Origin of the sequence: Streptomyces exfoliatus, from assembly GCF_000725545.1 — a bacterium.
In the GTDB taxonomy this organism is placed as follows: domain Bacteria; phylum Actinomycetota; class Actinomycetes; order Streptomycetales; family Streptomycetaceae; genus Streptomyces; species Streptomyces exfoliatus.
This window is the reverse complement of record NZ_JNZP01000012.1, coordinates 94,509-115,319: the sequence shown is the minus strand read 5'-3', so window position 1 is coordinate 115,319 and position 20,811 is coordinate 94,509. Positions and strand designations below refer to the sequence as shown.

Sequence of the window (20,811 nt, the reverse complement as noted above, 5' to 3'; positions counted from 1 at the left end):
AAATGGATTTATCTGTGACCAGCACCGAGTACACCACCGTCAACGACACCTCCGCCTTCGTCCCCTCGCCGGCGACCCCGTACCAGGGGGACATCGCCCGCTACTGGAACGCCGAGGCCAGGCCGGTGAACCTGCGCCTGGGTGATGTCGACGGGCTCTACCACCACCACTACGGCATCGGCGACGTCGACCACGCGGCCCTCGGGGACACCGAGGACAGCGAGTACGAGAAGAAGCTGATCGCCGAGCTGCACCGCCTGGAGTCCGCGCAGGCCGAGGTCCTCCTGGACCACCTCGGGACGATCGGGCGCGACGACACCCTCGTGGACGCGGGCTGCGGCCGCGGCGGTTCGATGGTCATGGCCCACCAGCGCTTCGGCTGCAAGGTCGAGGGCGTCACCCTCTCCGCCAAGCAGGCCGACTTCGGCAACCAGCGCGCCAAGGACCTCGGCATCGACGCGCATGTCCACTCCCAGGTGTGCAACATGCTCGACATGCCGTTCGAGACGGGTCAGGCCGCGGGTTCGTGGAACAACGAGTCGAGCATGTACGTCGACCTGCACGACCTGTTCGCCGAGCACTCCCGCGTCCTGGCGGTCGGCGGCCGTTACGTCACCATCACCGGCTGCTGGAACCCCCGTTACGGCCAGCCCTCGAAGTGGGTCTCCCAGATCAACGCCCACTTCGAGTGCAACATCCACTCCCGCCGCGAGTACCTGCGGGCGATGGCCGACAACCGCCTCGTGCCCCAGGCCGTCATCGACCTGACGCCTGACACCCTGCCGTACTGGGAGCTGCGCGCCACCTCGTCCCTGGTCACCGGCATCGAGGAGGCGTTCATCAACTCCTACAAGGACGGCTCCTTCCAGTACGTCCTGATCGCGGCCGACCGCGTCTGAGCCGTCGCCGACCGCACTCCGCGGGGCCGGGTCCCTCAGCCGACGGACCCGGCCCCTTCGGCGGTCGCGTCGAGGCCCGCTCGCGGTTCAGGCGCGGCAGCGCAGCATCTCCAGTGGCGGGTTGGCGAGGGCGTCCGCCCAGAAGTCCGCGCCCAGGGCCTCCACCCCGGCCTCGGAGACCCCTAGCGGGACCCAGGTCAGCTCGCGGAAGCCGGCCGCCTCCAGACACTTCTCGTAGACCTCGCGGCGCGGGAGGGTGCTGACGATCGTGACCGGCGGGTCGAGCAGCCCGGTGGTCCGCACCCGGGGCCCCGCCTCGGCCTCCTCCCCGGTCAGCTCGGTGACGAAGCCGTACCTCGCCAGGGACGGCCCGTCGAAGTCGTAGTCGGGCGACTGGACGAACAGGAAGAACTCGGCGCCGGGCGCCAGGTTGCGGTGCGCGTTGCGGCACATCCGCTCCATGGCGGCGATGTCCTGCGCGTAGTTGAGCAGCTGGACCGCCACCGCGACGTCGAAACGCTTGCCGAGCGGCCGCAGTTCGGCCGCGTCGCCCACCTCGTAGCGCACGCCCAGCGGCTCGCGCTCCTCGAGCCTCCGTGCCGCGGACACCATCTCGCCGGAGATCTCGACCCCGAGCACGTCGACGGCGCCGCGCCGCCTGAACTCCCTGCTGTAGAAGCCCGTGCCGGAGGCCAGGTCGAGCACGGACTTCCCGCGTACGTCTCCGACCATGCCCAGGAAGCTGGGAACCTCCCCGTACCGCACGATCGGCAGGGCCTTGAAGCCCTCGAACGCCCCGCCGATCTCGTCGTACTGCTGCCTGCCCATCGCTGGTGCCCCTCCCGTGTACCGCGTCATGACCCCGGTCATGGCCCCATCTCCGGTGCGGGGTGCGGTTTCTGACGGGCAGTCTCGCCGCACGGGGGCGGGCCGTCGCACTGGCGGAAGCCACGAAGATCCGGACCGCCTCACGGGCTCCCGTACGGGCGGGCCCCGCCCACCTGCCCCGGCGCGCCCGCCCCGCCCGGCATGCTCCGAACGAGAGGCACTAGGTCAGCTTCGCGAGCCTGCGGCGTGCGGCGGTGAGGGAGCGGCCACGGCGGGGCACCTCCCGCCAGGGGTCGCCCTCCGTGAGGCGGTCACCGATCGTGGCGAGGGTCCAGCGGCGGGCGGTGAGGCGTGGATCGTCCAGTTCTTCCCAGCTCACGGGGGTGGCGACGGGGGCGCCGGGCAGGGCGCGTACCGCGTAGGGGGCGACGGCGGTCTGGCCGTAGCCGTTGCGCTGGACGTCGAGGTACAGGCGGTCTCCGCGAGCCTGCTTGCGTGCCGCCGTGGTGAGCCGGTCGGGGTGCCGGTCGGCGAGGAGCCCGGCGACGTCGCGGGCGAACGCGCGGACCTCGTCGAAGTCGGCGCGGCGGTCGAGGGCGACCATGACGTGCAGACCGCGGGAGCCCGTCGTCATCAGGACGGTCGGGAGCTCCAGCTCGTCGAGCAGCTCGTGCACGAGTGCCGCCGCCTCCCTGACCTGGTCGAAGTCGTCCCCCGGTGGGTCGAGGTCGAAGACCAGCCGGTCGGGACGGTCCGGCCGGTCGGCCCTGGAGAGCCACCGGTGCGGGGTGACGCACGCCTGGTCGGCGAGGTAGAGCAACGTGGCCAGGTCGTCGCAGACCGGATAAGTGACGGTGCCGCCCTCCTTGGGCAGTTCGGCGCGGTGGATCCACTCCGGGAAGTGGTCGGGCGTGTCCTTCTGCATGAAGCGACCGCCGCCGACCCCGTCCGGATGCCGTTCGAGCATCAGCGGACGACCCCGGAGGTGGGGCAACATGCGCCGGGCGACCCTGCGGTAGTGCTCGGCCAGATCCTTCTTCGTGATGCCGTCGCCGGGGAAGATCTCCTTGTCGGCCCGTTTGACCACCACGGTCCGTCCGCTCGCTTCGAAGGTCTCCGTCGTCGTCATCGCCTGTCTGGATCCCTTCCGTCGTCGGGGAACCGGCCCCGGCTCCCTCCGTCGCCCGATGCCGGCTCGGCATGGGCGTCCTCGCGCGGCGGTGCCTCCGGCCGGCGGTAGGCCGTGCGCCGACCTCGTACGCCCGCGCGCCGGCGGCGGGCCGTGCCGGCGAGGATCAGTGCCAGGGCCAGGCCGAGGACCAGCGCGATGCCGATGCCGGCGAGGAAGGCCCCCAGGGGGTTCACCGTCGCCACGGTGTTGTCGAGGACCGTGGCGTCGTACCTCGGGCCACCGGAGATGTTGTCGGCGATCAGCAGACCGGTGAAGGCTCCGGCGGCGAGGAGCAGGAGAAGTCCGATGATGATCATGAGGGCTCCCTTCGTCGCCGTGGTCGACTGCCCGGAGCACGCGCGCTCAATCCGACGGTTCGCCCCCGGAGTCCTCGCGAGGGCGAATCACATCGAGCAGTTCGAGCAGGTACAGGAAGGCGGCGGCCATCGGCCCGTCCCCGGTCTCCTCGCGTACCCGGTCCCAGGCGACGCGCTCGCGCAGTCCACGGGCGACCGGCAGGAGCTTCCCGTAGTCGCAGTGGTGCTCGGACAGCGCCGCGAGCCGCCCGACCATGAGGTCGGTCGGGTCGATGACCGGCATGTGCACCGAGTCCACGGGCAGGGTCCACGCCCGTTCGAGCAGCTCGGAGGTGACCGGCCGGCCCGCGAGGGCGAAGATCAGGTCGATGTGTTCCCCGCCCCGGCGGGCCTTCACCAGCCAGTCCTCCGGGGGATCGACGATCTCGATCCCGTGGTCACGAAGTAGCCCCACGACGGTGTCGGCGTCCTCGCGCCGGACCGCGAAGTCGGTGTCGTGCTGGAGCCGGACCGGGATCCCGTAGGCGTACGCCGCGACGCTGCCGACCAGGGCGAACGGGCAGTCCGACGACTTCAGGATGCCGGCGATCTTCTTGGTGACCTCCAGAATGGCCTGGGTGTGGTCGAGGGGCAGGTCCTGTGCCGGGGGATCGTCCGCCGTGCCCGGGTTGTCCGGGGCGCTCGGAGTGCTCGGCGTGTGGGGCGAACGCGCGGCGTCGGGGCCTTCGGACCGGTCCGGTGCGCCGCCTCCCGTACTCGCCGCGAGCCCCGTGAACCGTGCGGGGAGCGGGCCGGCCGGCGTCGTGCGGGCACCCGCGTGGCGCCCTTCGACGAGGTTCATGGAGTTTCCTCCTCACGCATGCCGCCACGGATGCCGCCGCTGTTCGGCGAAGGGCGGGGACCTGCCGCTACCCCGTACGCGGGGAAGAACGCGCGCGACGGGTCACGACGTTCCCGGGCAGACGCTCCGCGCCCGTCCCCTCCCACGAGGGCGGTTCCCACGTGACCCCCGACAGCACAGCCGCACTCCTCCTGAAGGGCAACACGTGGCTTCCCGACCTGCGCCGCCGCCACGACGGGGCCCGGTGCGAGCACGTCTGCTCGGCGCCGGCCGGTACGGATCCTGCACGGGCCCCGGGACGTGGACTTCTTCCACGAGGAGCGGCACGTCCGCAGGACCGGGGCCCTGCCCGGCTTCGTCCTGGACACCCTCTTCGGTCGCGGCGCCGTCCACACCCTGGACGGCTCGCACGCCTTCCGCGTGCCCCGGACCGGTGGGGGACACGCGGGGTGACCGCGTACGGCCGCCGCGATTGGGCGCCTGGCCGGCGGGCAGCGGGTGGGAGAGACGAGAACGACACACCCCTGCCGGGGAGGCACAGGGTGCCAGGCAGCAGCGCACGCCGACCGGCTTCCGGGGCGTCCGGTACGACGACGCCCGCCGCGACGCGGACGGATACGGCGTGGCGTCGTACGGTCGCGCGTCGGACCGATACGGACCCGTCCGACGCGCGACCGTACGACGCCACGCCCTATCTGCCCGTGCGCGGTGGCCTCCCCGCGCACCGGCGGGCCGCTGCGGGCTGCCAGGGCTGTCCGCTCTACCGGGACGCGACCGGAACGGTCTTCGGGCAGGGCGGCACGGACGCGCGCGTGATGCTGGTCGGCGAGCAGCCCGGCGAACAGGAGGACCGCGAGGGCGTGCCCTTCGTCGGGCCCGCCGGACGACTGCTCTCCCGGGCCCTGCGGGACGCGGGGATCGACGAGGACGGCCTGTACGTCACCAACGCGGTCAAGCACTTCAAGTTCACCCGCGACGAGAGCCGGAAGCGGCGCATCCACAAAGCCCCCAGCCTGCGCGAGACCCTCGCGTGCCGGCCCTGGCTGATGGCCGAACTGCGACTCGTCACGCCCGAGTTGGTGATCGTCCTCGGGGCGACGGCCGGCCGCTCCCTGTTCGGTCCGTCCTTCCGCGTGGGCACCGACCGCGGAGTGCCCAGGCCGATGCCCGACGCCGAGGACGGACCACGGGTGCTCGCGACCGTGCACCCCTCCGCGGTCCTGCGCGCCACGGACAGGAAGGCCGCGTACGAGGGCCTCGTCGCCGACCTCCGCACCGCGGCCGGGTCCCTGTCGACGAACGGAGGCGACCGGTCATGACGGAGGCGACCGTCGGCGACCACCTGCTCGACCGGCTCAGGGCCTGGGGCGTCAGCGTGCGAAGCCGTCGGCCACGCCAAGTTGTCCGGACACGTCGGCGTCTGCGTCGCGACCTCGGGCCCCGGCGCCGCCCACCTCGTCAACGGGCTGTACGACGCCCAACTGGACCATGTCCCCGTCGTGGCGATCGTCGGCCAGACCGCTCGCAGCGCCATGGGCGGCTCCTACCGGCAGGAGGTCGACCCGCGCACGCTGTTCAAGGACGTGGCGAGTGCCTACCAGGAGACCGTGACCGTCCCCGAACAGCTCCCCAACGTCCCTGCCCCTACTCCGAGAGCGCCTGGCGCGAGGCGCTGGCGGCGGACGGACCCGGGGTCCTGGACTTCCGCACCGACCCCGCCACTGCAGCCGCTCCCGCGCGGTCCCGGCTGCCGGTGACAGGACGGGGCGCGGGCGGGAGCGGTTGAACCGGATCCTCCGGGGCAGCCGCGGGACAGGACAGGAGCCGCTCGGGGAACGGCGGGAGGTGTCCGCGATGGAAGAGGCACGGCTCTCGGAACGAGAGCGACGCATCCTGGCGGAGATCGAGGAGCAACTCGACCAGGACGAGCCCCTCGCCCACCGGCTGCGCACGATGCGGCGCGGACCCCGACTGGCCCGCCGCCCGGCCTCCGCCGCCCGCCGCCGGATGACCGCCCTCGGCGTCGCCGTTCTCGGCGCGCTCAGCCTCACCCTGCTGGTGCTTGCCGTGGCCACCGAGGCGCCGCCGCTCATCTGGGCCTTCGCCGCCACCTGGGTGCTGACGCTCGTCATACTGCTGCGACTCGTCGTCCGCTGGTCGAAACGCATGGCCGACTCCCGCAGAACGCCCGACCGCTGAGGCGAGGCCGCGAGGCGGGATTAGGAGGTGCCCCGTCCGGGTAGCCGCGCAGCGGTCCGATATCCCGGCGATCGAGGGAGATGACCGCGATGGTGCACGACACGATCAGGGTGGACGCGCCCCTGCGCGAGGTCTACGACCAGTGGACGCAGTTCGAGGAGTTCCCCCGTTTCATGGGCGGTGTGGAGGAGGTCCGGCAGCTCGACGACCGGCACTGCCACTGGCGGACGCGCGTCGCCGGCGTGACCCGCGAGTTCGACACCGAGATCGTCGACCAGCTCCCCGACGAGCGGATCTCCTGGCGCACCGTCGGCGGAGACGTGAAGCAGAAGGGTGTCGTGACCTTCCAGCGCCTCGACGAGGCGCACACCGAGGTGACGCTGGCGATGGAACTCGAGCCGGAGGGCATCGCCGAGAAGGCGGCGGCGGCCGTGGGCATGGTCGACAGCCGCGTCGGCAGCGACCTGCTCCGGTTCAAGGAGTTCATCGAGGAGCGTGACAGGGCGACCGGCGCCTGGCGCGGCCGGCTGCGGCCCGCCGACGCGGAGGGCACCCCGGAGGGCATGGACACCACCGGCACCACGGAGGCGGCGGACACTCCTCCCATGCCGCCGTCCGACGGCACGCCCGCTCCTCCGGCCCGTCCGATGCCCCCCGTGGACCCGGGGCATCTGTGAGGCGTAAGGAGGTACGTGACCCATGCAGGGTGACAACGGAAGGGCGTATTTCGCCCCGGAGAGTACCGCCTCGGCCGCACCTCGCGTGACCGACCCGGAGGTGGCCGATCCGCTCGTCGTCCTCGTCCGGCCGGGCACCCCCGCGGGCACGGTCGTCCTCCTCCTCCAGGGAGAACTCGACTACGGAACGGCGGCACCCCTGCGCGACGCCCTGGAAGGGAACACCGGCGCCGACCGCGTGGTCGTCGACTGCGCGGGCCTGCGGTTCTGCGACTCGACCGGCCTCAACCTGCTGCTCAGGGCCCGGCAGCGGATGCTGGAGCACGGAGGGCGGCTCGACCTCGCGGGGCTGAGGCCCTCGGTGGACCGGATGCTGGAGATCACCGGGGCCCGGACGGTCTTCCGCGTGTACGGGGACGCCGCGGAGGCCCTCGCGGCGGACGACTAGGACCCGTCCACTCGGCCCCAGGACGCGGATTTCCGGAGGACCACCGTCCGGTCCGGTCCTAGAGTGGACTCGTGGGGTACGACCGGAGGCGGCGGCATGCCGGTTACCGGCCCCGGCGCGCACAGCCCCGTACGCGAGGTCATCCATGGCAGAGCGCAGAATGGTGCATCCCGGTGGTGAGATGCCGCCGCATGTCCGGCAGTCCCCCCGCTTCCGGGCCGGTCACGAGGGCGAGAGCGGGGGCGGTGAGAGCGGCGAGGACGGGTTGCAGCGGCTGCTCGCCGGGCTGATCGCCGTACGGGACGGGGAGCTGTCCGTACGCCTCTCCGAGGGGCCCGACGGCGTCCTCGGCGAGATCGCCGCCGTCTACAACGACATGGTCGACCGGCTCTCCCTGCTCACCTCGGAGGTCACCCGCGTCGCCGGAGAGGTCGGCGGGCAGGGCCTTCTCGGCAGCCGGGTGCGCGAGGCGAGGGCCCTCGGCGTCTGGCAGGAGGTCACCACCGGCGTCAACACGATGGCCGACAACCTCACGTCCCAGGTCCGCGCCATCGCCCAGGTCGCCACCGCCGTCGCGCGCGGCGACCTCACGCAGAAGATCCGGGTGGACGCCCGCGGCGAGGTCCTGGAGCTCAAGGAGACCATCAACACCATGGTCGACCAGCTGTCCTCCTTCGCCGAGGAGGTCACCCGGGTGGCCCGCGAGGTCGGCACGGAGGGCAAGCTCGGCGGCCAGGCCACCGTCCGCGGTGTGTCCGGCACCTGGAAGGACCTCACCGACAACGTCAACTCCATGGCCGACAACCTGACCAACCAGGTGCGCAACATCGCCGAGGTCACCACCGCCGTCGCCCAGGGCGATCTGACCAGCCGGATCGACGTGTCCGCGCGCGGCGAGATCCTGCAGCTGAAGACCACGATCAACACCATGGTCGACCAGTTGTCCTCGTTCGCCGCGGAGGTGACCCGGGTGGCCCGCGAGGTCGGCACCGAGGGCAAGCTCGGGGGCCAGGCCGAGGTCGAGGGCGTCTCCGGCACCTGGATGCGCCTTACCGAGAACGTCAACGAACTCGCCGGGAACCTCACCCGCCAGGTCCGGGCCATCGCCGAGGTCACCAGCGCCGTCGCCGAGGGCGACCTCACCCGCTCCATCACCGTCGACGCCCCGGGCGAGGTCGGCGACCTCCGCGACAACATCAACGCCATGGTGGAGTCCCTGCGCGCCACGACCCGGGCCAACGAGGAACAGGACTGGCTGCAGACCAATCTCGCCCGGATCACCGGCCTCCTCCAGGGAACCCGCAGCCTGCCCGAGCTGGCCGAGCTGGTCATGGCCGAGGTACCGCCGCTGGTCTCCGCCCAGTACGGCGCCTTCTTCGCCGCGGACGAGGACGAACACGGCCCCGGCCTGGTCATGGCGGCCTCGTACGGGCTTCCCGACGCGACGGGTGACGACGGACCACGCCGCTTCCGCACCGGCGAGGGGCTCGTGGGACAGGCGGCGCGCGGCCGGTGCCCCCTGGTCGTCGACCCGGTGCCGCCCGGATACGTCACGATCTCCTCCGGCGTCGGCTCGGCGGAGCCCCGTGCGCTGATCGTCCTCCCGGTCGTCGTCGAGGGACAGGTCCTCGGCGCCGTCGAACTCGCCTCCCTGCAGCCCTTCACGAGCCTGCACCGCGACTTCCTCGACCGGTTCGTGGACAGTGCCGGCGCCGTCCTCAACTCCCTGGTCGCCAACCTGCGCACCGACGCGCTGCTCGGCCAGTCCCGCAGCCTCGCCGACGAACTCCGCTCCCGCACCGAGGAGTTGCAGGCCCGCCAGCGCGAACTCCAGCGCTCCAACGCCGAACTGCTGGAGAAGGCCGCACTCCTCGCCGATCGCAACAAGGACATCGAGTCGAAGAACCGGGTCATCGAACAGGCCCGGCAGGAGCTGGAGACCCGGGCCCAGCAGCTCTCGCGCACCTCCATGTACAAGTCCGAGTTCCTCGCCAACATGAGCCACGAACTCCGCACCCCGCTCAACAGCCTGCTCATCCTGGCGCGGCTGCTCACCCAGAACCCCGACGGCAACCTGACGCAGAAGCAGGTCGACTACGCCGAGGTCATCCACTCCGCCGGATCGGACCTGCTCCAGCTCATCGACGACATCCTGGACCTGTCCAAGGTCGAAGCCGGGAAGATGGAGGTCCGGCACGAGCCGTTCGCCATGTCCCAGCTCCTGGAGTACCTGGAGTCGACCTTCGGCCCGGTCGCGGACGAACGCGGGCTCGACTTCTCCGTGACCGTGGCGCCGGACGTACCCCACCACCTCACCACCGACGAGGGACGGCTGCGCCAGGTACTCCGCAACCTCCTCTCCAACGCACTGAAGTTCACGGACAAGGGCCGGGTCGAGCTGACCGTCGCGCACACACCATCCGACGAGATCCCGGCCGCCCTGCGTGACGGCCGGCCGGTCCTCGCCTTCCGGGTCACCGACACCGGGGTCGGCATCGCCGCCGACCGCCTCCGTCACATCTTCGACGCCTTCCAGCAGGGCGACGGCACCACCGCCCGCCAGTACGGCGGAACCGGCCTCGGCCTCTCCATCAGCCGGGAGGTCGCCACCCTCCTCGGCGGCACGATCGAGGTCGAGAGCATGCCCGGCCGGGGCAGCACCTTCACCTTCCACCTGCCCGAGCGCGCGGGTCCCCGCACGCCCGCCGCCACCGAACCGGCGGACGGGCCGCAGGACCGCGGCGGCGACCTCCCGGACCCGGCCGCCGGAATCGACAGCCCGTACACACGGGGGAGCACCGTGCTCGTGGTGGACGACGACACGCGCAACGTGTACGCGCTCACCGAGGTCCTGGAGGCGCAGGGACTGCGGGTGCTGACCGCCGACGGAGGACGCCGGGGCATCGACCTGGTGGCCGAACACGACGAGATCCGGCTGGTCCTGATGGACGTCATGATGGCCGGGACGGACGGCTACCGGGCCATCGGGGAGATCCGGCGGCTCCCGGGCCGGGCCGGCCTCCCGATCATCGTCGTCACCGCGAAGGCCATGCCGGGCGACCGCGCCGACGCGCTCGCGGCGGGCGCCGACGACTACCTCGCCAAACCCGTCGACCAGGCGGAACTCCTCGTCAAGATCCGGCAGGGCCTCACCAGCGGCCCGCTCACCTGACGGCGGTCCCCTCGCTCACGCGCCCGTGTCCCGCAGCCGTACCGCCACCACGCTCGTGTCGTCGTCGGTGTCACCGGTCACCATGCCGAGCAGCCCGTCCACCACCTGCTCCAGGTTCTCCACGGCGGCCAGGTCCTCCGCCGCCGCGACCAGCCGCCCGAGCCCCGAGCCCAGGCCGTCGTGACGCCGCTCAACCAGGCCGTCCGTGTACAGCAGCAGGGTGTCCCCGGGCCGTAGCGCGGTCCTGCGCTCCTGGTACGCGGACGAGGGCACGGCGCCCAGGAGGATGTCCTGCGGCGGGTCGAGCAGCGTCGCCCGGCCGTCCCTGAGCAGCAGCATCGGCAGGTGCCCCGCGCTCGACCAGACGAGATCGCCGTCCCCGGGGTCGTACAGCGCGCACAGCGCCGTCGCGGTGCTCCCGCCGCCCGTCCGCAGCGTGACCTCGTTGAGCCAGCCGAGGAGCTGCCCGGGGCCTTGACCGGTGAACGCGAGCGCCCGCTGGGCGTTCCGCAGGGCGACCATGCCGGTGACGGAGTCGATGCCGTGCCCGGCGATGTCACCGACCGCCACCAGGACCTTGCCGCTCGGCAGCGGCAGCACGTCGTACCAGTCGCCGCCCACCTGGTACTCCTCGGCCGCCGGCCGGTACCGGACGGCCACCACGAGGCCGCCCGGCAGCTCCTGGACGGCGGGGACCTCGGGAACGATCGCCTGCTGGAGCTGGAGGGCCAGCTGATGGCGCACGTCCGCCTGGTCGCGGACGGCGGTGAGGTGGTCGAAGGTCGCCGTCAGGGCGAGTTCGGTGCGTCTGCTCGCCGACACGTCCTGGTACACCCCGACGCAGCCGGTGACCGTCTCGCCGTCGAGCAGCGGCTCCGCCGCCACCCGGACATGGCGCACCGAGCCGTCGGGGAGCAGCACCCTCAGCACCGTCTGGGCGCCGGCCCGGCGTTCCGTCAGTGTCGTGAGCAGCCGGGTGAGGGCCTCGCCGTCCCCCCTGTGGATCCGCCCGCGCAGCGCCAGGATCGGCACCGGCGGGTCGTTCCGCGACATCCCGAAGATCCCGTACGCCTGCTCGGACCACACCGTCTCGCCCCCGTCCAGGCTGTCCTGGAACGTGGCGACGGTCTGCAGCCTCGCGACCGCCCGGCCCATCGCGAGCCGCGGGTCGCCCGTGGTGTGCCAGAAGACGGTGGACAGGTCCGCTCCGACGGGCAGCACCCGCACGTCCAGGAGCGGCGGGGGCGGTTCTCCGGGCCCGGCATGGGCCGCCACCGGCAGCCGGGGGGCGTGCTGGGGACGCCGGGAGTGGTGGGCCCTCCGCACCAGTCGGGTCAGCTCCCGGTGGCTCAGCGGGAAGGCACGGGGCAGCGACCGGTTGTCGAGGGGAAGGGGACCGCCGATGGCGGCGACGGCCTCCTCGTTGAGATGCGCCACCACCGGCGCGCCGGTGGCGGCGTCGGTCCGCAGGAGTGCCGCCGGGTGGGTCAGGGCGTCGAGCATGTCCACGAGGACCGGGGGTCCGGGCTCGGGCGAGTCCGGGTTGTCGAGGACCGTGCTCGCCACGGTCATCAGCCGGGTGACGGCCCGCCGCGTCCGGGTGTCGAACTCCGTGGGCTCCGGCCAGCCGACCAGGGCCAGGCCGCTCGTCACGCCCCGCCGCCGCAGCGGCAGCAGTGCGCGGCCCGCGACCGCGGACGCCCCCGGCAGCTCGACGGGGTCGGCCGGTCCCGATCCCAGCCACAGGGGCGCGTTCTCGGCGAGGACGGTACGGATGGGGTTCGGGGCCGCGGGAGGGATCCCGCGCCAGGCCGCCGCCTCCGTCGCGGAGACCCCGGCGTACCCGGCGAGCCTCAGGTGCCCGGCATCCGAGCGCCGCCACAGCCACAGGCTGTCCGCGCCGAGGGGGACGAGACCGCCCTCCAGGAGCGTACGGGCCGCCTCGCCGACGCTGTCCGCCGTCTCGGCGGCGGCGGCCGTGCGGCGGAGCCGGCGGGCGGGGAGCGGCGGGGAGCCGACGGGGGCGAGGTGCGGCTCGCGGGGCAGGGCGACGGCGTTCACGATGTCGGCGGCGAGGTCCTCGGGGGAGGTGCCCGTGGCGCGGGCGAGTTCCGCCAGGTGGTCGGCCGCGTCGGCCGTGGACTGCCGCAGCTGGGCGGAGAGCATCCCGGTGGCCAGGTCGATCAGGTGGTGGCGCGCCATGGCCTGCCGCAGGCGTCTGTTCTCCGCGGCGAGCCCGGCGAGGCCGGACGCCGTACCGGCGGTGTACGCCCCTGAGTGACCCCCGGGAAGCGTCACGGCGACCTCCGATCCGCCCTCCCGTGGACGACGTCTGGAGCGGGCGCGCGCACGCGTTCGTGGTCCACGCGCGCATTCGTAGTCTACGTGCGGATGCCCCCACGGGCGGGGAGACGCCCGGCAGGCCGAAGCCTGCACCGGGCGTCCCCCGGACGCCGGGCTCAGGCCAGGTCGAACCGGTCGAGGTTCATCACCTTGTCCCAGGCCGCCACGAAGTCCCGTACGAACTTCTCGTCCGCGTCCCGGGACGCGTAGACCTCCGCGAGGGCGCGGAGCTGGGAGTGCGAACCGAAGACCAGGTCGACGGCGGTGGCGGTCCACCGGACGTCGCCCGTGGCCCGGTCCCGGCCCTCGAACACGTTCTCCGTGGCGGTCGACGGCTTCCACTCCGTGCCCATGTCCAGCAGGTTCACGAAGAAGTCGTTCGTCAGCGTCCCCGGCCGGTCGGTGAACACGCCCTCCCGGGACCCGTCGAAGCCGGCGTCCAGGGCCCTCATGCCGCCGACGAGCACGGTCATCTCGGGTGCGGTCAGCGTCAGCAGGTTGGCGCGGTCGAGCAGGAGCGTCTCGGGCGACAGCTTCTCGCCGGCCGGGAGGTAGTTGCGGAACCCGTCCGCCCTCGGTTCGAGGACGGCGAACGACTCGACGTCGGTCTGCTCCTGCGAGGCGTCCGTGCGCCCCGGCGAGAACGGCACCGTGACGTCGTGCCCGGCGTTCCGCGCGGCCTGCTCGACGGCCGCGCAGCCGGCGAGCACGATCAGGTCGGCGAGCGAGACCTTCACGCCGTCGGTGCGGGAGCCGTCGAACTCCTGCCGGAGCCCGTCGAGGACCCGCACCGTCTCCGTCACCTCGGGCCGGTCGTTGACCTCCCAGTCCTTCTGCGGCGCGAGCCGGATCCGCGCCCCGTTGGCGCCGCCGCGCTTGTCGGTGCCGCGGAAGCTCGCCGCCGACGCCCACGCGGTGGTCACCAGCTGCGAGGTGGAGAGCCCGGAGGCGAGGATCCTGCGCTTGAGGTCGGCGACGTCCGCGTCCGAGACCAGCGCGTGGTCGACGGCGGGGAGCGGGTCCTGCCACAGCTGCGGCTCGGGGATCCACGGCCCGAGGTACCGCGAGATCGGCCCCATGTCGCGGTGCAGCAGCTTGTACCAGGCCTTGGCGAACGCCTCCGCGAGCCTGTCCGGGTTCTCGTGGAAGCTCTTCGCGATCGGACCGTAGACCGGATCCAGCTTCAGCGCGAGGTCAGTCGTCAGCATCATCGGAGCGTGCCGCTTCGAGGGATCGTGGGCGTCGGGCACGGTGTCCCGTGCCGCCGGGTCCGTGGGAGTCCACTGCTTCGCCCCGGCCGGGCTCGTCGTCAGCTCCCAGTCGTACCGGAACAGGTTGTCCAGGTACCCGTTGTCCCACTTCGTCGGCTCGGAGGTCCACGCCCCTTCGAGGCCGCTGGTGAGGGCGTCCGCGCCGGTTCCGGCGCCGCACGTGTTCCGCCAGCCGATGCCCTGCGCCTCGATGGGCGCGGCCTCCGGCTCGGGACCGATGCAGGAGGCGTCGACCGCGCCGTGGCACTTGCCGAACGTGTGGCCGCCGATGATGAGAGCGGCCGTCTCCTCGTCGTTCATCGCCATGCGCGCGAACGTCTCGCGGATGTCCCGGGCGGCCGCGAGCGGATCCGGATTGCCGTTGGGGCCCTCCGGATTGACGTAGATCAGGCCCATCTGCACGGCGCCGAAAGGACCGGTGAGTTCCCGGTCGCCGCTGTAGCGCTCATCTCCGAGCCAGGTGTCCTCGGGACCCCAGAAAACCTCCTCGGGTTCCCAGATGTCCTCCCGTCCGAAACCGAATCCGAACGTCTTGAATCCCATGGATTCCATGGCGCAGTTTCCGGCGAACACCAGGAGATCCGCCCAGGAGATCTTCCGGCCGTACTTCTGCTTGACCGGCCAGAGCAGCCGGCGTGCCTTGTCGAGGCTCGCGTTGTCGGGCCAGCTGTTGAGCGGAGCGAAACGCTGGGCTCCTGAGCCGCCGCCGCCCCGGCCGTCCTCGATGCGGTACGTGCCCGCCGCGTGCCAGCTCATCCGGATGAAGAGCGGACCGTAGTGACCGTAGTCGGCCGGCCACCAGTCCTGGGACGCCGTCATCACCTCGAAGACGTCCCGCTTCAGCGCCTCGACGTCCAGGGTCGCGAACTCCGCCGCGTAGTCGAAGTCCTCGTCCATGGGGTCGGCCTTGGGCGAATGCTGGTGGAGGACCTGGAGGTCCAGCTGATTCGGCCACCAGTCACGATTCGTCCTGGGGCGACTCGCCGTGGGGGTGGGGGAGGGGATTGCCGGGTTCTCGCTTTCGCTGCCGGACACGTCCGTCCTTCTTTCCTGTCGCGGTGTTTCCGTCCGCCGGCCGCCCGATTCTCGACGTCGTCCGCGTTTCCGGGTCGAGAAACAGGCGAGTCGGCGTCCGTATGGTCGCGCACCGCACACCGCACCACGGAGAGAACACGCAGGGCACCCCCCGCGTAAAGAGAACACGGGGGTGCCGCCGCCCGGATCAGAGCCCGGCGACCTTGCCGCTCGCCGACAGCTCGTAGACCAGGGTGACGGTGCGGCGACCACCGGGCGGGAGGGCGACGTCCCAGCGGACGACACCGTCGGCGTCGACCGCGTCGGGCGCCGGGGAGCAGGCCTCCTTGCGGAGACGCACCTCGACCGCCGACACCTCGGAGACCGGGATCCGCTCCCGCAGGACGACCACCCGTTCGCCGCGCTCCCCCGGGGCGGAGAACCGGGACACGTGCAGCCGGACCGTGCGGGTGACCACCGTCCGCTGGGTGATCCCGGTGGACTCACGGGACTCCTCGGCCTCCCGGACGACCCGGTGGTCGTCCCGGCTGCCGAAGGCCAGTTCGACCGGGGTGCCGGGCGTCGCGAACTCCAGCGTGCCGCGACCGCTGAAGCCGCTGCCGCGGACCAGGTCCACGGGCCCGGCGAGCAGCACATGGCCGGACAGGTTGTCGAACCGCACCACCTGGGTGACCAGCGGAGACACCTCGGGCGAGCAGGCGTACTCGCTGCTCGCGGCCGTGGTGAACGCGGACAGCGGCACCCGGTGGGCGCGCCCGTCCGAAGGCACGGAGACGGGCGCCGGCGCATGGAGCACCCGCGTCTCGCCGCCGTCGTCCACCCCCGGCAGCCCGAGTACCGGGGCGGCGCCGAGGTCTCCGATCGCCTCCTCGCGCAGCTGGACGTCGACCGTGCGCCGCTCCTCGGCCGTGCGCTCCTTGAGCGTCAGCCGGTCCTCGGCGAGCCGCGGGGGATCGGTGGCGAGCGCCGACCGGGCCGTCGACAGCGCCAGCCGTACGCCGGACCAGTCCTCGCCCGTGCGCTGCCAGACCATCGCGTCGGTCTCCAGGGACAGCGCGGCACCGTCGAGCACGGCCCGGTAGGCGGGCCGCCACAGCGCACACGGGACGAGGTGCCTCAGACGCAGCCCGACGGGCCCGGCGACCGGGGACTCCACGGTCAGCTCGATGTGGCCGAGCAGTTCGGCGGGCTCCTCCTCGGTGAGGTCCATGGCCCGCTGGACCGCGCCGAGTTCGGTGGCCAGCGTGGTCAGCCGGGCGTCCACGGTACGGAGCCGCTCGCCGTAGGTGTCGCGTTCGGCGTCCACCCGGTCCAGTTCACGGGCCCACCGGGTCCCCTCGGTCTCCCCGTGGCCGACGCCCTCGCCGATCTCCCGCAGCACGTCGGCGGCGAGACGGCCGAGGAGGCCGAGGCGGGCCCGCAGCCGGTCGCGCCGCTGCTCCAGGGCGAGCCGCTCCTCCTCCAGGGCGTGCGCCCGGCGGCGCAGGACGGAGTCGTCGTCGGCCGGCGGCAGGGGCCCCCGCGGCGTCCAGCCGCGGACGACGCGCACGTCGAGCACGGTGGCCGGGTGGTCGGAGTCCAGCTCGGCATGGAGGGTGCGGTCGACGGTCAGCGCGCTGACCGGCCCGAGGCGCAGCCGCTGGACCCCCGCTGCCAGGTCGAGCACGACGGCACGCTCGACGTGGGCGCGGTCCTCCAGACAGGTGACGGCGGTGACGGGGACGGCGATCGTGTTCGAGGCCGTGGACATGGTGTGTCTCAGCTCCTGCGGTTGCCGCCGACCAGGGCTTTGCCGGCCGGGATGCGGATCTCGTAGCCGCCGTCGAGGGCGACGGTGCCGCCTGCGGGCAGTTCCACCCGCCAGACGCGGGTGCCCGGGGCGTGCCGCTCGGCCCCCGCGCCCTCCGCGGGTGCCGTCCAGTCCGACCGCTCCTCGATGCGGACGTCGGGTTCGGAGGCGACGGGCACCCGCTCGTGGACCTCGACGGTGGCGGGCCGCGCGAGGCGGTTCGCCAGCTCGACGTGGACCCGGTGGTCGAGCACGGTGATGTGGTTGCGCAGTCCCGCGGTCGACTCGCGCAGGTTCGTGCGGCGGGTGACCCGGAGGCCTTCGGCGGGCCCGAGCCCCACCCGGCGGACGCCGCCGGGCGCGAGTGTGGGCAGCGCGGCGGTCAGCAGGAAGTCGTCGTCGACGGTGACCTCCACCGGGCCGGCGAGCAGGGCCTGGTCGGTGGCGTTGGAGAGGACGAGCGTCGCGTACACCGTCTCCTCGACGGACGGCACACAGAGGTACTCGGTGCGCAGACCGACCGGGATCTCGGCGACGGTGACGGTGTGCCAGGTGCCGTCCGAGGGGACGTCGGCGCGGGCGGCGGCGTCGAAGCGGTGGTCGAAGGACCCCGCCGACTCGCGGGGCCGCACGGCGTGCCCCGGGAGCGGCAGCGCGGCCACCGTCTCGGCGCGACGTCGGTACTCGGCCGCCACCGCGTCGAAGGACGACGCGGGGAACAGCCGGCCCCTGCGGCCGGCCTGCTCGTCCGGACCGCTGAGGACCAGGGAGCCGTAGTCGAGTTCGGCGCCGCTCGGCCGCGGCGGACAGGCTGCCGGAGGCGGTGACGGCGGTGACGCCGGTGCGGGCGGTGGCACGGCGGAGCCGGGAGGGGCGGGGGCCATGGGGGCGGGCGCCGCCGCCCGCGCGCGCGGCGCGGCACCGGCCGCGGAGCCCGGCCGGCCGGGGGCTCGCGGTGCGACGCCCGTCGGCGGGGGCGGCGCGCCGTAACTCGGCGGAGGCGGCGGGGGCCCGCCGTAGCCGGCCGACGGCGGTGGCGGAACCTGGCCGTACGCGACGCCCTCCGGTACGGCCCCGGCGGCGGCGCCCGGGGCAGCGGGGCGTGCGGGGCGTGTGGGGCGGGGACCGGCCGACGCGTACCCGGTGAACAGGTCGGCGAGCCCCGCCGGGGGCTCGCGCCAGCCGGAGGGCGCGGGGGCGGCCTGGCGTCGTCCGATCCTCAGCGAGCGGAGCCTCGGCAGATCGGTGCGGCGGTCGAGATCGGCGGTGGCCAGGGCGACGCGTACGCCGGTCCAGTCCTCGCCGGTGCGCTGGGCGACCGAGGCGCGCAGCACCAGACGCCCGCTGTCGTCGCCCTGACGGTGGGTGAGACGGTAGGCGGGCACCCACACGGCGCCCGGTACCCCGTACTCCAGCTCCACCTCGACCTCCGCGCCGGCGGTGCCGGTGAGGGTCAGGAGGGCGGAGACCGTGGTGTCCACGTGTGCCGAAGGCGCGTCGGTTGAGGCGCGGGCGAGCCTGTCGGCGGCGACGGAGAGCTCGTGCTCCGCCAGACGCAGTTCCTCCTCCAGTTCGACGAGACGCGTGTGCAGAACGTCCAGCCGCTCGTCGACGAAGTCGGCGAGCGCGAGCCAGGCGTCGACCGGGGTGCGGCGGTGCGGGTCCTCGCGCTTGCGCTGCGGCGGCACCGGGTGCAGCCCGCTGATCTCGGCGATCAGGCCCAGCTGCCGGTCACGGCGGCCCCGTGCGGCCTCGCACACGTCGCGCAGCCGCTGGACCTCACGTGCGTCCGGCACGTCGGTGGCGACGTTGTCGGCACCGACGGCGGCGGCGAGCGGCTCCGCCTCGGCCTCCACCCGGGCCTCGGTGACCCGCACCCCTGAGGTGCTCAGGACACGGGCTCGCAGCGAGCCCGGATCGATGGAACGGGGCAGTCCCGTCACCCGCACGCGGCCGTCCTGCGGCACACCGCCGCGTGCCAGCCGGTGGCAGACCGCGCCCCGCGCGTACACCACGACCGCGTCGAGGGTCGATCCCCACCTCTGCGCCGTCTCAGCCGTCATCCGTTACGCCCCCGCCCCGCCGGCCCTTCCGATCCTTGCCGGGCGAAGCCTACGCCCGAGCGGCCGCGCGGCGGCAGGTCCGGGGTGCGGGGCCGGGTGTACTGGGCGGGATACGGGCCGGGATACGAGTCGGGAACAGGACGCGTGAGCGCTTCGGTGGTTCAGGTGCCCCAGGAGTGGGACGCTGAAGGCAGGGGTCCGTGCCGACGAGCTGCGGGAGGGACCGATGGGACGTGACGTCCCGGCGCTGGAGTTCACCCGTGACGACCGCCGCCGGTTCCGCGACAAGGTACGCACGTGTCTCGACGTGTTCGCGCGGATGCTGAGGGAGTCCCGGTTCGACTTCGAGCGGCCCCAGGTCGGTCTGGAGATCGAACTGAACCTCGTGGACGCGGACGCCGAGCCCGCCATGCGCAGCACGGACGTCCTGGAGGCGATCGCCGATCCGTCCTGGTCCACCGAGCTGGGCCGGTTCAACCTGGAGATCAACGTCGAGCCGAGGCTCCTCTCCGCGGGCGGTCCCGACTCCTGGGAGCAGGAGATCCGCGGCGCGCTCAACCACGCCGAGGAGAAGGCCGCGGCGATCGGCGCCCACCTGGTGATGATCGGGATCCTGCCGACCCTTGAGCTGAAGGACGTGGGTCCGGAGTCGCTCTCCGAGAACCCCCGCTACCACCTGCTGAACGAACAGATCTTCGCCGCACGGGGAGAGGATCTGCTGATCGCGGTGGACGGCGTGGAGAGACTGCGGACCTACGCGGAGACGATCACGCCGGAGGCGGCGTGCACCAGCACCCAGTTCCATCTGCAGGTCGCACCCGAGGAGTTCGCCGACTACTGGAACGCGGCGCAGGCCGTCGCCGGGGTACAGGTGGCCCTGGCGGCGAACTCCCCGTTCCTGTTCGGCAAGGAACTGTGGCGCGAGACGCGCATCCCGCTGTTCGAACAGGCCACCGACACCCGGCCGGACGAGATCAAGGTGCAGGGCGTACGGCCGCGGGTGTGGTTCGGCGAGCGGTGGATCACGTCCGTCTTCGACCTCTTCGAGGAGAACGCGCGCTACTTCCCCGCGCTGCTGCCCGTCTGCGACGACGAGGACCCGGTGGAGACGCTGGCTGCCGGCGGGGTCCCCGGCCTCTCCGAACTCACCCTGCACAACGGGACGGTGTACCGCTGGAACCGCCCCGTGTACGCCGTCGTCGACGGCGTACCGCATCTGCGGGTGGAGAACCGGGTGCTGCCCGCCGGGCCCACGGTGGCCGACGTGCTCGCGAACGGTGCCTTCTACTACGGACTCGTCCGCGCCCTGGTCGACGAGGACCGGCCCGTCTGGTCCCGCATGTCGTTCGCCGCGGCGGAGGAGAACCTGCACACCGCCGCACGGCACGGCATCGACGCGCATCTGTACTGGCCGGGCATGGGCGAAGTCCCGGTGACCGAACTGGTGCTGCGGCGCCTGCTGCCCCTGGCGGACCGCGGTCTCGAACGGATGGGCCTGGACGCGACCCGGCGGGAGCCGCTGCTCGGGGTCGTCGAGCAGCGGTGCGTCAGCGGCCGCAACGGCGCGGTGTGGCAGTCCGAGATGTTCCACCACCTGCACGACGTCGTCCACGCGGACCGGCACCAGGCCCTGCGTCGGATGACCCGGCAGTACATCGAGTACATGCACCTGAACGCTCCGGCCCACACCTGGCCGGTCGACTGAACCCGTCGGTCCCGGTGGTGCCTGGTGACGCCTGATGGTGCCTGGTGGTGTCA

General features: G+C 72.8%; 16 protein-coding genes and 1 pseudogene. 9 read left to right on the top strand and 8 right to left on the bottom strand.

The window, feature by feature from the left end; translation table 11 throughout:
* The first annotated feature begins 2 nt into the window (after positions 1-2).
* The gene (locus tag IO20_RS0114775; RefSeq protein WP_030545350.1) at positions 3-899 is read left to right on the top strand and encodes a geranyl diphosphate 2-C-methyltransferase; all 897 of its coding nucleotides are present in this window, start codon (positions 3-5) and stop codon (positions 897-899) included.
* Positions 900-986: 87 nt separating this feature from the next.
* On the opposite strand, the gene IO20_RS0114770 is transcribed toward IO20_RS0114775, so the two are convergent.
* From IO20_RS0114770 to IO20_RS0114755, 4 genes are all read right to left on the bottom strand, one after another.
* Entirely contained in the window at positions 987-1,727 is a 741-nt protein-coding gene (locus tag IO20_RS0114770) for a class I SAM-dependent methyltransferase (RefSeq protein ID WP_030545348.1), read from the bottom strand.
* A 220-nt stretch (positions 1,728-1,947) separates the two neighbouring features.
* Positions 1,948-2,856, bottom strand: a complete 909-nt coding sequence (ligD, locus tag IO20_RS0114765; protein WP_030545347.1) for a non-homologous end-joining DNA ligase — start codon at positions 2,854-2,856, stop codon at positions 1,948-1,950.
* Positions 2,853-3,215, bottom strand: coding sequence for a hypothetical protein (locus IO20_RS40985; protein ID WP_063761366.1), 363 nt, complete (start codon positions 3,213-3,215; stop codon positions 2,853-2,855). The genes ligD and IO20_RS40985 overlap by 4 nt, the downstream gene beginning before the upstream one ends.
* A 46-nt stretch (positions 3,216-3,261) precedes the next feature.
* A complete protein-coding gene (locus IO20_RS0114755) occupies positions 3,262-4,056 on the bottom strand; it encodes a nucleotidyltransferase family protein (protein WP_078945774.1) in 795 nt (264 codons plus the stop codon).
* Positions 4,057-4,356: 300 nt separating this feature from the next.
* On the opposite strand from IO20_RS0114755, the gene IO20_RS40980 reads away from it, so the two are divergent.
* The 7 genes and pseudogenes from IO20_RS40980 (at position 4,357) to IO20_RS0114720 (ending at position 10,552) form a co-directional block, all read left to right on the top strand.
* Positions 4,357-4,509, top strand: coding sequence for a hypothetical protein (locus IO20_RS40980; RefSeq protein WP_211270374.1), 153 nt, complete (start codon positions 4,357-4,359; stop codon positions 4,507-4,509).
* 248 nt (positions 4,510-4,757) lie between these two features.
* Complete coding sequence (locus IO20_RS0114745) at positions 4,758-5,375, top strand: UdgX family uracil-DNA binding protein (protein WP_425423723.1); 618 nt, start codon at positions 4,758-4,760, stop codon at positions 5,373-5,375.
* A 51-nt stretch (positions 5,376-5,426) separates the two neighbouring features.
* Positions 5,427-5,729 (top strand): annotated as a pseudogene (locus tag IO20_RS0114740) (thiamine pyrophosphate-binding protein); the annotation flags it as partial.
* Positions 5,730-5,910: 181 nt separating this feature from the next.
* On the top strand, positions 5,911-6,255 hold the full coding sequence (locus IO20_RS0114735; protein ID WP_051874203.1) for a DUF3040 domain-containing protein: 345 nt from the start codon (positions 5,911-5,913) through the stop codon (positions 6,253-6,255).
* Between the two features lie 89 nt (positions 6,256-6,344).
* Positions 6,345-6,932, top strand: coding sequence for an SRPBCC family protein (locus tag IO20_RS36580; protein WP_063761371.1), 588 nt, complete (start codon positions 6,345-6,347; stop codon positions 6,930-6,932).
* A gap of 22 nt (positions 6,933-6,954) precedes the next feature.
* Complete coding sequence (locus tag IO20_RS0114725) at positions 6,955-7,380, top strand: STAS domain-containing protein (protein WP_211270373.1); 426 nt, start codon at positions 6,955-6,957, stop codon at positions 7,378-7,380.
* Between the two features lie 145 nt (positions 7,381-7,525).
* On the top strand, positions 7,526-10,552 hold the full coding sequence (locus IO20_RS0114720; RefSeq protein ID WP_078945773.1) for a hybrid sensor histidine kinase/response regulator: 3,027 nt from the start codon (positions 7,526-7,528) through the stop codon (positions 10,550-10,552).
* A 15-nt stretch (positions 10,553-10,567) separates the two neighbouring features.
* On the opposite strand, the gene IO20_RS0114715 is transcribed toward IO20_RS0114720, so the two are convergent.
* The 4 genes from IO20_RS0114715 to IO20_RS0114700 all read right to left on the bottom strand — a co-directional run bounded on the left by IO20_RS0114715 (position 10,568) and on the right by IO20_RS0114700 (position 19,053).
* A complete protein-coding gene (locus IO20_RS0114715) occupies positions 10,568-12,850 on the bottom strand; it encodes a SpoIIE family protein phosphatase (RefSeq protein WP_030545328.1) in 2,283 nt (760 codons plus the stop codon).
* A 161-nt stretch (positions 12,851-13,011) separates the two neighbouring features.
* Entirely contained in the window at positions 13,012-15,201 is a 2,190-nt protein-coding gene (gene katG / locus IO20_RS0114710) for a catalase/peroxidase HPI (RefSeq protein ID WP_030545326.1), read from the bottom strand.
* A 187-nt stretch (positions 15,202-15,388) separates the two neighbouring features.
* The gene (locus IO20_RS0114705) at positions 15,389-16,951 is read right to left on the bottom strand and encodes a DUF4139 domain-containing protein (RefSeq protein ID WP_030545324.1); all 1,563 of its coding nucleotides are present in this window, start codon (positions 16,949-16,951) and stop codon (positions 15,389-15,391) included.
* A gap of 8 nt (positions 16,952-16,959) precedes the next feature.
* Positions 16,960-19,053: a DUF4139 domain-containing protein gene (locus IO20_RS0114700; protein ID WP_051874201.1), complete on the bottom strand. Its 2,094-nt coding sequence runs from the start codon at positions 19,051-19,053 to the stop codon at positions 16,960-16,962.
* A gap of 226 nt (positions 19,054-19,279) precedes the next feature.
* Here IO20_RS0114700 and IO20_RS0114695 point away from each other — a divergent pair, with 226 nt between their 5' ends.
* On the top strand, positions 19,280-20,758 hold the full coding sequence (locus IO20_RS0114695) for a glutamate-cysteine ligase family protein (protein WP_030545320.1): 1,479 nt from the start codon (positions 19,280-19,282) through the stop codon (positions 20,756-20,758).
* Positions 20,759-20,811 lie beyond the last annotated feature (53 nt).